General features: G+C 62.8%; 11 protein-coding genes. 1 reads left to right on the top strand and 10 read right to left on the bottom strand.

Translation table 11 applies throughout. The features are described 5' to 3' along the window. Positions 1 to 95 precede the first annotated feature (95 nt). The 3 genes from J6497_RS06325 to J6497_RS06315 all read right to left on the bottom strand — a co-directional run bounded on the left by J6497_RS06325 (position 96) and on the right by J6497_RS06315 (position 5,140). Positions 96 to 1,349 (bottom strand): efflux RND transporter periplasmic adaptor subunit, encoded by a 1,254-nt coding sequence (locus J6497_RS06325; RefSeq protein ID WP_225703385.1) that lies wholly within the window; start codon positions 1,347 to 1,349, stop codon positions 96 to 98. Continuing rightward, positions 1,346 to 4,534 (bottom strand): efflux RND transporter permease subunit, encoded by a 3,189-nt coding sequence (locus tag J6497_RS06320; RefSeq protein ID WP_225703384.1) that lies wholly within the window; start codon positions 4,532 to 4,534, stop codon positions 1,346 to 1,348. Before J6497_RS06320 ends, J6497_RS06325 begins: the two co-directional genes overlap by 4 nt. A 201-nt stretch (positions 4,535 to 4,735) precedes the next feature. After that, positions 4,736 to 5,140 carry a DUF305 domain-containing protein gene (locus J6497_RS06315; RefSeq protein WP_225703518.1) on the bottom strand — a complete coding sequence of 135 codons (405 nt, stop codon included), beginning with the start codon at positions 5,138 to 5,140 and terminating at the stop codon, positions 4,736 to 4,738. A 1,361-nt stretch (positions 5,141 to 6,501) separates the two neighbouring features. Between J6497_RS06315 and J6497_RS06310 the strand changes: the two genes are divergently transcribed. Further along, positions 6,502 to 7,698, top strand: a complete 1,197-nt coding sequence (locus J6497_RS06310; RefSeq protein WP_225703383.1) for an amidohydrolase family protein — start codon at positions 6,502 to 6,504, stop codon at positions 7,696 to 7,698. 175 nt (positions 7,699 to 7,873) lie between these two features. Here J6497_RS06310 and J6497_RS06305 read toward each other — a convergent pair whose 3' ends face one another. The 7 genes from J6497_RS06305 to J6497_RS06275 all read right to left on the bottom strand — a co-directional run bounded on the left by J6497_RS06305 (position 7,874) and on the right by J6497_RS06275 (position 15,164). Continuing rightward, positions 7,874 to 9,112: a DUF1236 domain-containing protein gene (locus J6497_RS06305; RefSeq protein ID WP_225703382.1), complete on the bottom strand. Its 1,239-nt coding sequence runs from the start codon at positions 9,110 to 9,112 to the stop codon at positions 7,874 to 7,876. A 99-nt stretch (positions 9,113 to 9,211) separates the two neighbouring features. Then, the gene (locus tag J6497_RS06300) at positions 9,212 to 9,667 is read right to left on the bottom strand and encodes a MarR family winged helix-turn-helix transcriptional regulator (protein ID WP_225703381.1); all 456 of its coding nucleotides are present in this window, start codon (positions 9,665 to 9,667) and stop codon (positions 9,212 to 9,214) included. A 108-nt stretch (positions 9,668 to 9,775) separates the two neighbouring features. Further along, positions 9,776 to 10,480 carry an ABC transporter ATP-binding protein gene (locus J6497_RS06295; RefSeq protein ID WP_225703380.1) on the bottom strand — a complete coding sequence of 235 codons (705 nt, stop codon included), beginning with the start codon at positions 10,478 to 10,480 and terminating at the stop codon, positions 9,776 to 9,778. Next, complete coding sequence (locus tag J6497_RS06290) at positions 10,477 to 11,268, bottom strand: ABC transporter ATP-binding protein (RefSeq protein ID WP_225703379.1); 792 nt, start codon at positions 11,266 to 11,268, stop codon at positions 10,477 to 10,479. The genes J6497_RS06295 and J6497_RS06290 overlap by 4 nt, the downstream gene beginning before the upstream one ends. Continuing rightward, the gene (locus J6497_RS06285) at positions 11,265 to 13,154 is read right to left on the bottom strand and encodes an ABC transporter permease (RefSeq protein WP_225703378.1); all 1,890 of its coding nucleotides are present in this window, start codon (positions 13,152 to 13,154) and stop codon (positions 11,265 to 11,267) included. Before J6497_RS06285 ends, J6497_RS06290 begins: the two co-directional genes overlap by 4 nt. A 199-nt stretch (positions 13,155 to 13,353) precedes the next feature. Continuing rightward, on the bottom strand, positions 13,354 to 14,553 hold the full coding sequence (locus J6497_RS06280) for an ABC transporter substrate-binding protein (RefSeq protein WP_225703377.1): 1,200 nt from the start codon (positions 14,551 to 14,553) through the stop codon (positions 13,354 to 13,356). 26 nt (positions 14,554 to 14,579) lie between these two features. Then, complete coding sequence (locus J6497_RS06275; RefSeq protein WP_225703376.1) at positions 14,580 to 15,164, bottom strand: amino acid synthesis family protein; 585 nt, start codon at positions 15,162 to 15,164, stop codon at positions 14,580 to 14,582. Positions 15,165 to 15,181 lie beyond the last annotated feature (17 nt).

Here is a 15,181-nt window from a genome sequence, read left to right as displayed (position 1 = left end):
TTCAACCAGCATAGGCTCGGCGGCGGAACCACGCCATTAAATTGCACTTTATGGAGAGGCTTCTACTGCCGATCAGCCAAATCGGCGGAGAGACGTCAGGAAACGGCCTGGGTCCTGAGGGTCACGCGGCTGCCGTCAGCGAGATCGACCGACGGATTGAGGATCACCTTGTCGCCCGTCTTGACGCCGCTGTTGATCTCCACTTGCCGGCCCAGGTCCCGAACGACGTTGATCTTGCGCAGGTGCACCACCCCGTTCTCGACCACGGCGACCTGCAGGCCGCCTTGATTGAAAATGATCGCGTCCGCAGACACTTTGAAGCTCGGCGTCTTGCGTGGAATGCGCAGCTCAATCGTGCAGTAGATGCCCGGCGTAAGCGTACCGTCCGGATTCGGGATATCGATCTCGGTCAACAGCGTTCGCGAGCCCGGCTGCATTGCGTTCGCGATCCGCGTCACCTTGCCAGGAAAGCTGCGATCGGGCAGTTCCGGAACGTGCACGATGGCGTCGATCCCCGGCCGCACTCCGAACGCCGCATCCTGCGGAACGAACACCTGGGTGCGGATGACATTGCTCTGCATGATCGTGAACATGAACGTGCCGCTGGTCGCATCCGCCTGCACCAGGCTGCCGACATCGATATTGCGCTGGGTGATCACGCCGTCAAAGGGCGCAACGACGTGCTGATAGATCTTCTGCTGATGCAGCACCTGGAGCTGCGCGTCCTCGGCGACTACATTGGCCTGCGCCACCGAGACCGCAGCCTCTTGCGCCTTGAGCGTCTGGGAATCGATCGTTCCCTGCTGCGCGGTGAGCCAGCCCTTCTCGACCAGCGGCTTGTCGCGGTCCCAGGTCACCTTGGCCAGCTCCCTGTTGGCCTGCGCCTGCTGCAGTGCGGACTTGAGCTGTCCGAGCGTCGCCTCGGCCTGCGCGATCTGATGGTCGAGCTCTGGCGCCACAATCTCCGCCAGCAATTGCCCTTCCTTGACGTGATCACCGATGTCCACCTCGCGCTTGGCTATATAGCCGCTGGCGCGTGCGAAGATATTGGCGGAGGCAAAGGCCGAGGTGGTTGCCGGCAGGTTCACAACGTCGATCCCGTCGCTGGGCTCGACGGTCGTCACACGAACATCCGGAACGAGATCGCGGCGCTCTTCGGCGGTGGCCATCGTCTGGCGATATTGAGCATAGTGACTCCAGGCCCCGGACGCCAGCGCGCCCGTTCCAATCAGCCCCAGCGCCACGCCCGCAATCCGGCCAATCCATGAACGGCCATGCCGCACCGGCGCCGGATCGTTCTTGCGATCCTCGGGCGTCGGCTCGATCCTGAAAGGCCGATTGAAATTCATTCCAGCACCTCGTCGAACACACCGTGATGTTTCCTGCCGTCGTTGCCCTTGCGCAGCATGGCAAACAGATAGGGTACCACCAGCAGCGTCGTCGGCGTCGCAAACAGCAAGCCACCGATCACCGCGCGCGCAAGCGCGGCATTCTGCTCTTCGCCGGCGGCACCGATCGCCATCGGAATCATGCCCACGATCATCGCGGCCGCAGTCATCAGCACCGGCCGGATTCTGGTATGCCCTGCCTCGATTGCGGCCTCAAAGGCGGTCTTGCCGGCAAGCTGCTGCTCGCGGGCGAAAGTCACGAGCAGGATCGAGTTGGCCGATGCGACGCCCACCGCCATGATCGCACCCATCAGCGACGGCACGTTCAGGGTCGTTCCGGTCACGAACAGCATGGTCAGGATGCCGCAAAGCGTCGCGGGCAAGGCCAGGATCACGACGAACGGATCGCCGAAATTCTGATAATTAACCACCATCAGCATGTAGACAAAGACCGCGGCAAACAACAGGCCGATGCCGAGATTGAGGAACGAGCTGTTCATGCTGTCGATCTGGCCGATCACCTGGATCGAGTTGCCCGGCTTGAGCTGCTTCTGCAGGTCACCGACAATATGACTGATCTGGCTCGCGACGCTGCCGAGGTCACGCCCTTGCGTGCTGGCATAGATCTCGTAGACCGGCTGAATGTTGGCCTGGTTGGCGTTGGTTGGGACACTGCCGCGCTTGAACGTGGCAACGTTGCTGAGCAGGCCGGGCACGGGTGTGTCGGTCAGCGATGCCAGCGTCGTCGAAACTGGCGTGTTGCCGAGATCGTTGATGGACGCGACCTTGCTCTCTGGCGTCTGCACCGCGATGTAATACGGAATGCCGGATTTGGGATCGGTCCAGAAATTCGGCTGCACCTGCTCGGACGAGCTCAGGCTGACATTGAGATTGGTCGCGATCGTATTGGCGTTCAGACCGAGCTGGGCCGCGCGGGTGCGGTCGATGTCGGCATAGAACGCGGGCGCGTTCACCTCCTGCTGCAGATGCGCATCCACCACGCCGGGGATATCGGCGATGCGCTGCCGCAGCTCCTGCGCGACGCGCAGATTATTGTCCTTGTCATAGCCGACGGTGCGGACGTCGATCTGCGCCGGCAGTCCGAAATTTAGGATCTGCGTCACGATGTCCGCGGCCTGGAAGTAGAAAGTATCCTCTGGGAAGGCCTTCGGCAGTTCCTCGCGCAGCTTGCGCACATAGTCGGCGGTCGGAGCGTGGCCTTCCTTGAGAGCAACAAGGATCACGCCGTCATTGACACCGATGGTAGAGCCGTCGCTAAAGGCAAGGTTATACGGCCGCGCTGGCAGTCCGATATTGTCGACGATCAGCTGGCGCTGATCGGCCGGGATGATCTCGCGGATCTTGTTCTCGACCTGCTGAAAGATGCGCTCCGTCGCCTCGATCCTGGTCCCGGCCGGCGCACGAACGTGAAGCTGGATCTGCCCACCGTCGATCGCCGGGAAGAAGTCGCGGCCGACCATGGGAAACATCACCGTACCCAGCAGCAGCACAAGCCCCATGCCGATGGGGATGATGAAGCGATGGTTCAAGAGTCCGGTCAGCCAGCGCGAATAGGTATGACGCACGGCTTCAAAACCACGTTCGAACGCCGCATGGAAGCGGGCGAACAAGCCGGCCGCGGCTGCTCCAGGCGTGCCGTGATGTTCGCCCTTGAGCAAGAGGCCGATCACGATCGGCGTCAGCGTTCGGGAAAGACCGTAGGAAGCCAGCATCGCAAATACGACAGCAAGCCCGAGCGGTGTGAACAGGTATTTTGCCGGCCCATCCAGGAACACGACGGAGGTGAAAACGCAGCTGATCGCGAGCGTCGAGACCAAGGTCGGTACGGCAATGCCGGCGGCGCCGTGCAGTGTCGCCTGCGGCAGTGGCATCCCTTCCTCGGTAAGCAGGCGATGGGTGTTCTCGATCGTGACTGTGGAGTCGTCGACGAGAATTCCGACCGCGAGCGCCAGCCCGCCGAGCGTCATCGTGTTCAACGTCTCGCCAAGGAAATAGAGCACGATCAGCGACGCCAGGATCGAGAGCGGGATCGAGATCATGACCACCGCCGTCGAGCGCCACGATCCGAGGAACAAGAGGATCATCAGCGCCGTCAGCGCCGCAGCGATCGCGCCTTCCCGTAGCACGCCCGCGACCGAGTCCTTCACGAATACCGACTGATCGAACAGTTCGTTGATCTGCATGCCTGGAGGCGCTGCGGCGCGCGCCGTCTGCAATGCCTTGTGCACGGCATTGACCACGGAGAGTGTGGAGGCATTGCCGTTCTTGATGATACTGAGCAGGACCGAGCGCCGGCCGTTCTGTCGCACGACGTTCTGCTGAACCAGCCAGCCGTCATGCACCTGCCCGACATCCTTGACGAACACGGTCGCGCCATTCACCACCTTGATTGGAATGTTGTTGAGGTCGTCGATGCTCGGCGGCGTCGCATTGGTGCGGACGGCATATTGCGTTTTGTCGAACTTCGCCGTGCCTGCCGGCAGCGTGAGGTTCTGGGTGTTCACGGCGTTCACCACGTCGAGCGGCGTCAATCCCTTGGCGAGCAGCTTTTCCGGATCGATGTCGACCATGATCTGGCGGTACTTGCCGCCTGCCGGCGTCGGTAGCGTGATGCCCGGGATCGGCGCCAGTTGCTGGCGGATCCGATAGATGCCGTAATCGTAGAGCTGCTGCTCATTGAGCGTGTCTGAGCTCAAGCTGATCTGCAGCACTGGAACGCTCGAGGCGTTGAACTGAACCACCACCGGCGGCTGGATCCCCGGCGGCATCAGCGCACGGATCGAATTGGTAGCGGAGACGATCTGGGAGATGGCGAGGTCGAGATTGACGTCAGGCTGGAAATAAATCTTCTGCACCGATAGCCCTGCCATCGTCTGGGCTTCGATGTTCCTGATGCCGTTGACGTTGGAGCTGATCGAATACTGGCTATAGGTGGTGACGCGCTGCTCCATCTCGGGCGTGCTCAGCCCGGTGTAGCTCCAGATCACCGTCACCACGGGGATGTTGATTTCCGGAAAGATGTCCGTCGGCGTCTTGTAGCTGGCGACGGCACCTAGAAACAGGATCAACGCGGCGACTACATAGAATGTATGTGGAAACCGCAGAGCGAAGCGAACGATACCCATCGTCAGTCCTTAACCGCGCACCGCCCTGCTGGTCCTCACACAACCCGGCAGCGCGTCTATTTCAATTGCACATGCACCACGTGACCGGGGTCGTCCGGCATACCTTCTGCGATCACCAGATAACGTCGCCGAGCTCTGTCTTCGCCACGCCCCATGCACGGGCGAGACGCGAGAGCCGATATCCTCGTGGTTTTCCATCCCCTATCGCATATGCATTGTATGGCGCGGCATCGCGTCAGGTGAATGCATGGCAGGCATCGCATCCGGCTGCGGCGCAGGCGCTGGCTGTGTCGGCGCCGCAACCGACGGCGGCAACTCCTCTCCAACCGCAAGCCGCATCGCCGCGATCTCCTGCTGCTGGGTGACGACAATTTCCTGGGCGAGACGGCGAAGCTGCTCATTATGGCCATAGCGAAGGACGGCCTTCGCCATGTCGATCGCACCTTGATGGTGCGGGACCATCATCGCGACGAAATCGCGGTCGACGTCGCCGGTCGGCTTGATCGTCATGTCCGCCATCATCTTGCTCATGGCGGCGTCGTTTTCCGAAAGGAAGGGCTGCTCGTCGGCATAGTCGGGGCGATCGGCTACATATTGAACCGGCATAGCTCCGCGAAGGTGATACGCCCTTGTGGGATTCTGAGCCAGCACGAACGATGTCGCCGCAACCGAAGCCGTCGTCGCAAGTGAGATCACGCGTTTGCGAACGAAAGAACGTGACAACACAATCATCCATGCCTCCAGACAAAGTTGGCCGTTGCGCGGAGCGATCCACGGCCCAGCCTCTTGCGTTTCCGAATATTTAAGGGGTGGTTCGCCGAACAGGCGGTCGGCAACCAAGACGCCACCTTGCCGACACCCTTCAAGGTGGGTGGCGAACGGCCCATCCTCAATTAAAAAACGATTTAGGTTCCGACAACGCCGATTGGACGTCGGATCGATGTGTTCGGCGTCAATAAACGGCAAGGATCAACCAATATTCGGTGATGACGCTGATTGCAGCGCTCAAGATCCGGTGAACTGGATTCGTGTCCTGTATCTGCGACCTGATCGACGATCACATCATCAGGAACGCGAACGACGCGCCGACGCAGCACGCACGCTTGCGCTTGATGAGGCGACAGAGGTTCTGATTCAACTGTCAAATAGCGGAGAGGATGTGAGTCTGCATTCTCGCGGCGTACTCCGCCCGAGCTTTGCTTCACTTTCCACCCTCCTCTATGTCAGAGGGCGCAGGGAAAGCCGGGTGCCGGTTGCACCCGTGGGCCCCGTGCAACAAAAAGCACGGGGGTAGGACCACAGGTCAACCGGAGCAACTCCGGCTTTCCCTGCGCAGTGGTTTTACGGCTTACTTCGTGCTCTTCCCGGTGACCGGGCTTTCTTGCCACCGTCACTCTGCGGACACTTGATCCACAGAACTTAGCGCCAGCGTCGGGGCGCCAGAACCACACGACTTCGCCGTCCGCTGATGCCGCGCTCGTCAGTCGCAACACCCGCGTCCACCGCATCCCACCGCAACGTTCGTGACGATCGCGAGCCGCCCCTCATTCGGGTGAGACGCGCGGAGTTAAATCACTGATTTGCCCGACGACGGAAGCGGAATGTTTTTTCCGCGAGGGCTGGACAGGGCAAATCACGTTGATTGGATTGGAGAAATTTCCGCGAGCGCGACTCGTCATTCCGGGGCGTCCGAAGGACGAGCCCGGAATCCATTTCACCGCGTGCGCAAGCGGCGCGATGGATTCCGGGCTCGCGCTGCGCGCGCCCCGGAATGACGAAGAGTGAGGCGCCCGTGGCCCATCCCTCGAGACGCCGCTTGCGCGGCTCCTCGAGATGAGGTCGGAGGTTGTTGCGCGAAGCCCTTTTCAACAAGGATCATTCGTATACTAATAAACAATCCGGCTTGATCGAAGCGTCAGGCCGCGGGCACAATCCACGGCGGAAGCATTGAGCGAAAAGGACAGAGCATGGCCCACGATGCACCCCAGGCGACCGGACCGAGCAAGCTGGTGATCCGCAATATCGGGCTGCTGCTGTCGGGCGCGCTGGAGCGGCCGATCCTCGATGCCGACACCATCGTGGCCGAGAACGGCAAGATCACGGGCGTTGGCCGCGCCAAGGACGTCGACACCGAAGGCGCCACCACCATCGTCGATGCCAACGGCACGACGGTGGCACCGGGACTGATCGACAGCCACGTCCATCCTGTGGCGGGCGACTGGACACCGCGGCAGAACCAGATCAACTGGATCGACAGCTATCTGCATGGTGGCGTCACCACGATGATCTCCGCGGGCGAGGTGCACATGCCGGGCCGCCCACGCGATGTCGTAGGCTTGAAAGCGATGGCGATCTTCGCGCAGCGCGCATTCTGGACGCTGCGGCCGGGCGGCGTGAAGGTGCATGCCGGCGCGCCGGTGATCGAATGCGAGATGGTGGAAGAGGATTTCAAGGAAATGGCCGCCGCCGGCGTCAAGCTGCTCGGCGAGGTCGGCCTTGGCGGCGTGAAGGACGGCCCCACCGCGCGGAAGATGGTGGGATGGGCGCGCAAATACGGCATCCAGAGCACGATCCACACCGGCGGCCCTTCGATCCCCGGCTCCGGTCTGATCGACAAGGACGTCGTGCTGGAGGCCGACACCGACGTGGTCGGCCATATCAATGGCGGTCACACCGCCCTGCCCGACGACCAGATCCGCTGCATCTGCGAGGGCTGCAAGCGCGGCCTCGAACTGGTTCACAACGGCAATGAGCGCTCGGCGCTATACACGCTGCGTATCGCGCGCGAGATGGGCGATCTTCACCGCGTCATCCTCGGCACCGATGCGCCCGCCGGTTCCGGCGTGCAGCCGCTTGGCATTTTGCGCATGGTCTCGCTGCTGTCCTCGCTCGGCGAACTGCCGGCGGAGATCGCGTTCTGCCTTGCGACCGGCAACACCGCACGGATGCGGGAACTGGACTGCGGGCTGGTGGAAGTCGGCCGCGCGGCCGATTTCGTGCTGATGGATAAGGCGCAGCATTCGCCGGGCAAGAACATCCTGGAGAGCGTGCAACTCGGCGATCTGCCGGGCGTCGGCATGACCATCATCGACGGTATCGTCCGCACCCAGCGCAGCCGGAATACGCCGCCGGCGGGCAAGGTGCCGGAGATCGTGGGGCGGTAAATGCAACGCCATCGCGCGCTTCACCTCGCCCCGCGTGCGGGGAGAGGTCGAATTCGAGCGCAGCTCGAATTCGAGTGAGGGGGAGCCTCCGCGAACTCATCTCTGACCGCATTCGCGGATAGAGCCCCTCACCCCAACCCTCTCCCCGTAAGAACGGGGAGAGGGAGGAAGTCCATCAATCGATCACCTGCACCACCTTCTGCTGCTGCGGATCGACCAGCACGATCTGGTCGCCGACGGCGAGATAGCGATAGTTGCCGAGATCGGGATTGTTGCGCACCATTTCCTCCGGCACCGGCTGCAGCGACAGGCAGTTCGACGCCGACATTCCGCCCGAGGGCGCCGTTGTGCCGACTGTGGCCGAAGACCCGCGCGCCAACTCCCTGAACCTCGGACGCATGTCGTCGCTGATGACGACGCGTTCGCGGCCATAGACTGCAGGCCCGCCATAGCCCGGCCCTTCGTCAAGGATGTCGACGACTTCGTGCCGTCGCGGATCGACGATAACGACCCGGTCGTCAACAAGCGTGTAGTCATAGTCGCGATATTGCGGAGCGATCCGCACGATGTCTGCCGGCAGCCGGTGAGGCTGGATGCTCGGCGGCAACCGCTGGCCGATATTGACGTTCACATTCGAGGTCCGGGTTGCCGTTCGCTCGCGCCGGAGCTGATCCACGATCTGCTTGCGCTGATCGTCATTGACGCTCGTGGTGCGCTGGCCCGCCTGTCCAGGCGCCCGGCCCATCTTTGTGCCCTGGTCCTGGGTGGTGTCGCTCGGCCGTGATGTCTGCTGCTGCGTGGACGTGCCGGAGGGCTGGGCCGCCTGATCGCGCTGATCCCTGCGGTCGCGATCCATCGGCTGCTGGCTCTGCTGCTTGGTGCGGTCCATCTCCTGCTGGGACTGCTGCTTGGTATCGGCAGGCTGCCTGGTGTCCTGCGCACGGTCCCGTCCGGTCCGGTCCATGCGGCCCCGCTGCTGTTCGGTGGCCTGACCAGAATCACGGTTGCGCTGCTCATCCCTGCTTTGCTGCCTCGTGCTCGCGGCCGGGCGATCGCGACGGTCCTGATCCTGGCTTTGCCGGGTGGGCTCCCTGCTCTCACGCCCCTGCGGCTCTTGAGCCTGCCTGCTTCGTTCAGCCGGCGACGGACCCTCGCCACGCTGCATGTCCTTGGCGCCGCCACCGCCGCCCTTCTGTTCAGACTGAGTGCGCTCCTTCGTGCGATCGGCCACACCGGGGCGCTCCGTCTCCCTGGACTGGGCACGCGAACGATCCATGTCTTTTGACTGACCCGCCGGAGCCTGTGCGCGTGGTCCTTCCTCGCGCTTCTGCGATTGATCCGGCGCCTGCGCGACGGCGACGCCGGCACCGATCGTCAAGGCGATTGCCGTTGTGTAAAGCCAATTAATCCTCATTGGGGGAACTCCTGTTGGTTCCCTGCCCGCCTCTTGAACCTTGGCAATGTCAGTCACCGGGTTTTGTTCCGCCGACAATCAAGCGTGCCCGGCGACGGTTCACCGCAGCTTGCCGAGCAGCTCGATCAATGTCTCCCGCTCCTTACCATCGAGCGGCGCCAGCGTTTCCTTGGTGATCGCCAGCGCATTCGGCGCGGCTTTTTCGACCGTCTGCTGACCGGCGCGGGTCAGGCTCACCAGCAAACGACGGCCGTCCTCGGGATCAGGACTGGTCTCGGTCAGGCCCCGCGCGGTGAGGCGGTCGATGACGCCCTTGATGGTGGCGACATCCATCGCCGTCAGCCGGCCGAGCTGGTTCTGCGAGCACGCGCCGGTCTCGGCGAGCTTCGACAGCGCCGCCCATTGCGGCGAGGTCAGGTCGACGCCGATCTCGCGCGCGAAGATGGTGGCGTGGCGCTGCCAAACCTGGCGCAGCAGGAAGCCGATCTGCTCGTCCAGAATGTAGCTGGTCTTCTGCGGCTTCGGGTTACGTTTCGCGACACCATTCCTGGCCATGATTCAATCTCCCCTGCCGCCACGCCCATTGTTGAGCAAGATCCCCGGGCAAACGCTTTGCGTTTGTCGCGAGGGAAAACCGCTACCCACTTTTCCGGATCATGCTGATCACAGCGACAAATGCGCGTCGCGGATATCAGGCCGGGCATCGAGCTCGTCCATCGTGCCGCCGAAGCAGATGCGGCCGCGCTCGATGATATAGGCGCGATCCGAGATCAGGCGCGCGAAATGCAGGTTCTGCTCTGAGACGACAATGCTGACACCCTCCTTCTTCATGGCAAGGATCGCATCGACCATCTGCTCGACAATCTTCGGCGAAAGGCCTTCTGAGGGCTCATCGAGCAGCACCAGTGACGGATTGCCCATCAGTGTGCGCGCAATCGTCAGCATCTGCTGCTCGCCACCGCTCATGCGGCCGCCCGCACGTCCCCGCATCTCGCCGAGATTTGGAAACAGCGTGAACAGTTTTTCGCGCGTCCAATATGGTGCGTTGTCGCGCCTCTGCTGGCGGCCGACCTCGAGATTCTCCTCGACCGTCAGGTCGGTGAAGATGCGTCGCTCCTCCGGCACATAGCCGAGCCCGCCGCGCACAATCGCATGCGTCGGTTCGCGCGAAACGTCCCTGCCCTCGAAGACGATGCGCCCCGAGCGATTCTCGACCAGGCCGACGATGGAGCGGAAGGTCGTCGACTTGCCGGCGCCGTTGCGACCGAGCAGTGCGACCACCTCACCCTCGCCGACATCGAGCGCGATATCGAACAGGATATGCGCCGGGCCATAGAAACTGTTGAGATCCTTAACCTGGAGCTTCATGCATGCGCTCCATCGCGGTGGCGCGCGTCATAGACCAGGCCTTCGCCGAGATAGATCGCGCGGACCTGCGCATTGCCGCGAACTTCCTCGGGCGATCCCTCGGCGATCAGGCTGCCGCGGTTCAGCACCAGAATGCGGTCGGCATGCTCGAACACGACGTCCATGTCGTGCTCGGTGAAGAGCACGCCGATCGACTGCTCACGTGCGATGGTGGCGGTGAGCCGCATCAAATCGATGCGTTCGCGTGGCGCCATGCCGGCGGTCGGCTCGTCCATCAAGAGCAGCTTCGGCTGGTTGGCGAGCGCCACCGCAAGCTCCAGCCGCTTGAGGTCGCCATAGGCGAGTTCGCCGCAGGGACGCTCGGCATAGGCGCCCATGCCGACGAGATCGAGCAGCCGGCCGGCCTCCTCGCGCGCGAAATTTGGCGTCGAGCTCCAGAGATTGAAGAGCTGATGCCGATACGACACCAGCGCGACCTGCACGTTCTCGCGCACAGTCATGGTCGGAAAGGTCGCGGTGATCTGGAACGTGCGCCCGACGCCGAGCCGCCAGATTGCGCGCGGCTTCTGGCCGACGGTTTCCTCGCCCAGGATCGTGATGCGGCCGGAATCCGGCATGTTCTGGCCGTTCAGCATGTCGAAGCAGGTGCTCTTGCCGGCACCGTTCGGGCCGATCAGCGCCAGGATCTCGCCGGCGCGCAATTCGAAGGAGACGCCGCGCACGGCATGCACGCCGCCATAGGATTTGGTCAGGCCTTCGACCGACAGCAATGTAGGGCCCATGCTCATTCGGCGGTCTCGATGCGCGAGGTGAGAAGCGGCGAATTCGACGAGGACGATTTGCGGCGGCGGCTGATGATCGATTCCAGCGTGCCGACGATGCCTTTCGGGAAGGCGACTACGATCAGCACGATGAAGGCGCCAAGCACCAGTTTCGACCAATCGGTCTGGCTGACCAGCCAGATGTTCAGCGCCTTGTAGACGATGGCGCCGACCACCGCGCCGGAGACCGTCTCGACGCCGCCGAGCAGCACCATGACCAGCGCATCGACCGAGAGCGAGATGCCCATGTTGTCAGGGAAGACGCTGCCCTTGAGATATGCGAACAACGCGCCAGCGAGGCCGGCGACGGTGCCCGCGATCACGAACGCGGTCCATTGGATGCGCTTACAGTTGATACCAATCGCTTCGCTCCGCAACGGCGAATCCCGCGTCGCGCGTAACGCAAAGCCGAACGGCGAGAACACGATGATGCGGAGGATCAGAACCGCGAGCGCAGCGATGCCGAGCGACAGCCAGTAGAAGTGCGACGGGCTTGCCGCCCATTTCTCCGGCCACACGCCGAGGATGCCGTTGTCGCCACCGGTGACGGCGACCCATTGGAACGCGATCGACCACACGATCTGGGCGAAGGCGAGCGTCAGCATCGCGAAATAGACGCCGGAGAGCTGCACGGCGAAGAAGCCGAACACGGCGGCACCGAAGAGCCCGAGCAGCGGGCCAAGCAGCAGGCAGGCGATCATCGGCAGGCCGGCCAGCTTGGCGAGGAAGGCGACGCCATAGGCGCCAAGGCCGAAATAGGCGGCGTGGCCGAAGGAGGCGAGCCCGCCGACCGACATCAGGAAATGCAGGCTGACGGCAAAGATCACGAAGATTGCAATCTCCGAGCCGACCGTGAGCGCGTAATTGCCGCTGAAGAACGGCAATGCGGCTGCGACGATCAGCATCGCAATTGCAGCTAGCCGTTCGTTCGACGTCAGTGGCCGCCATGGATTCACGGTGAGGCCCGGCGTGCGTCGCGCCGGCGCCTCCGGCTTGCCGAACAGGCCCCACGGCCGCACGATCAACACCACCGCCATCACCAGGAAGACCAGGATGATGGAGATCTTCGGGAAGATCAGGATGCCGAAGGCGTTGAGCTCGGAGACCAGCACGGCGGCGACGAAGGCGCCGATGATGCTGCCGAGGCCGCCGATGACGACGACGACGAAGACCTCGACGATGATGCGCAAATCCATCGCATGATGCACGGCATCGCGCGGGATCTGCAGCGCGCCGCCGAGCGCCGCGAGGAAGACGCCGACCGCAAACACGCTGGTGAACAACCATTTCTGGTTGACGCCGAGTGCCGCGACCATGTCGCGGTCCTGCGTCGCCGCGCGCACCAGGATGCCCCAGCGGGTGCGCTGGAATAAGAGCCAGAGAATGCCGAGCACGACAGGGCCGAGCACGATCAGGAACAGGTCATAGCTCGGGATGTTCTGGCCGAAGAAATCGACCGCGCCCTTGAAGCCCGGCGCGCGGCGGCCGAGCAGGTCGCTCGGACCCCAGATCAGCACGACGATATCCTGGACCATCAGCGTCAGGCCGAAGGTCGCGAGCAACTGGAAAAGCTCAGGCGAGTGATAGATCCGCCGCAGCAGCACCATTTCGACGAGCACGCCGACGACGGCGACGACAAGCGCGGCTACGAAAATGCCACCCCAGAAGCCGAGCGCGCCGGAGAAGCGCTCGGTCAGCGTAAAGGCGATATAGGCGCCGAGCATATAGAAGGCGCCATGCGCGAAATTCACGATCCGCGTCACGCCAAAGATGATCGACAGCCCCGAGGCGACCAGGAACAGCGAGGCAGCGCTGGCAAGTCCGGTCAGGAACTGAGCGATGTAAAAGGCCATTAGCGGTCCGCGTTGGAGTGGTTAGCTACGTGACTTCGTTTTGAGTGCGTGGCTCATCCTTCGAGACGGCCGCTGCGCGGCCTCCTCAGGATGAGGTCTGAGGTCCCCATGACGATCTGAGGTCCCGATTGCCAGACCCTCATGGTGAGGAGGCGCGAAGCGCCGTCTCGAACCATGAGGCCCCAGTCTTACCCGTGCATCAATCCTTCGGCCGGAGCTTTTCGATCTCGGCATCGCCAGGCAGATAGTCGGAGCCCTTCTTGTAGGAGGACTCCACCATCACGCCCTTGCCGTCCTTCAGTGCGGTCTTGCCGACGAAGGCGCCAAGCGTCGACTGGTGGTCGATCTTGCGGAAGGTGATCTCGCCGAATGGCGACGAGACCGACAAGCCCTCGGTCGCCGCGATCAGCTTCTCCGGATCGGTGGAGTGCGCCTTGATCAGGATCGCCGCCGCCGACTTGATGGTCTGGTAGCCGACGATCGAGCCGAGCCGCGGATAGTCTTTGAACTTCGCCTGGTACGCTTTCAGGAACGCCTCATGCTCCGGCGTCTTGATGGCGTACCAGGGATAGCCCGTGACGATCCACCCTTCCGGTGTCTCATCCTTCAGCGGATCGAGATATTCCGGCTCGCCGGTCAGGAAGGAGACCACCGCGCGGTCCTTGAACAGGCCGCGGGTGTTGCCTTCGCGCACGAGCTTGACGAGATCTGCACCGAAGGTGACGTTGAGGATCGCTTCGGGATTGGCGGCGGCGACCGCCTGGACCACCGGGCCGGCGTCGATCTTGCCCTGCGGCGGCCACTGCTCGTCGACCCACTGGATATCAGGACGCTTCTCCGACATCAGCTTCTTGAACACGGCGACCGCAGACTGGCCGTATTCATAGTTCGGCGCGATCGTGGCCCAGCGCTTGGCCGGTAGTTTCGCCGCGGCCTCCACCAGCATCGCGGCCTGCATATAATTCGAAGGACGCAGGCGGAAGGTGTAGCGGTTGCCCTTCGACCAGGTGATGGCGTCGGTCAACGGCTCCGCGGCAAGGAAGAATACCTTCTTCTGGTTGGCGAAGTCGCTGACGGCGAGCCCGATGTTGGAGAGGAAGGTCCCGGCGAGCATTGCGACGTTCTCGCTGGAGACCAGTTCGTTCGCCGCGGTCTGCGCATCGGCCGGCTTGCCGTTGTCATCCTTGGAGATGACGACCAGCTTCTTGCCATTGATGCCGCCGGCTGCGTTGATCTCTTCCACCGCGAGCTGCCAGCCCTTGCGATAGGGCTCGGTAAAGGCGGGCAACAGCGAATAGCTGTTGATCTCGCCGATCTTGATCTCGCTCTGGGCCATGGCGGCATCAGCCATGCCCGCGACCAGGACCGCGAGCCCTGCCCCAATCAAATAATTCCGCATCCCTTACCCTCCGATGTCCAACAAACTTATCTCAAACCGTCTTCGCCTTTGATCTCAGAAACCGTCAGTCCGCCGACGCGCGGCAGCGGCCGGCCAGAGTCGGTGACCGCGACCGCGACCATGATCTCGTTGGCCCGCGGCGCGTCGTTGATCTGCACTTCCATGCCATCGAAATGGCTGCGGACAAACGCCGCATCCTTGTGCCCGAGCGGGATATCCAGCGTCGTGCCTGGACCAGAACGCTTTTTCGAGGATGGAATCAATGCGGCTCCTTTACCCAGGACCTTGCGGACGGGCGCGCCCATCTTGGGATGCAAGATCGCGGCCGCATGCTCGAGTTCGCCGTTTTCGCCGACGGCGGCGGCCTTTCCATAGGAATGCGTCTTGGCGCCCTCGATGCCGAGCGCCGCCACCGCCCGTTTCGACAGCAATTCGCCGAGTTCCTCGCCAATCGCGATCAGGGGCGAGAGGTCCTCGACATAACGGCCGGCAAAGGGATTTTCGATCACCGCTATCGCCGCCGCGCGCCGGGTCGGCGGGGCGATGGCCTTGCCCATCTCGATGTGGGTCTCCTCGACCACGGTGACGATCTTGCGAATGATGGCACTCATCGTTTTCCGCCCTGTTC

The sequence above is a fragment of the Bradyrhizobium cenepequi genome, assembly GCF_020329485.1.
Classification (GTDB): domain Bacteria; phylum Pseudomonadota; class Alphaproteobacteria; order Rhizobiales; family Xanthobacteraceae; genus Bradyrhizobium; species Bradyrhizobium cenepequi.
This window is presented reverse-complemented; position numbering and strand designations above follow the sequence as displayed.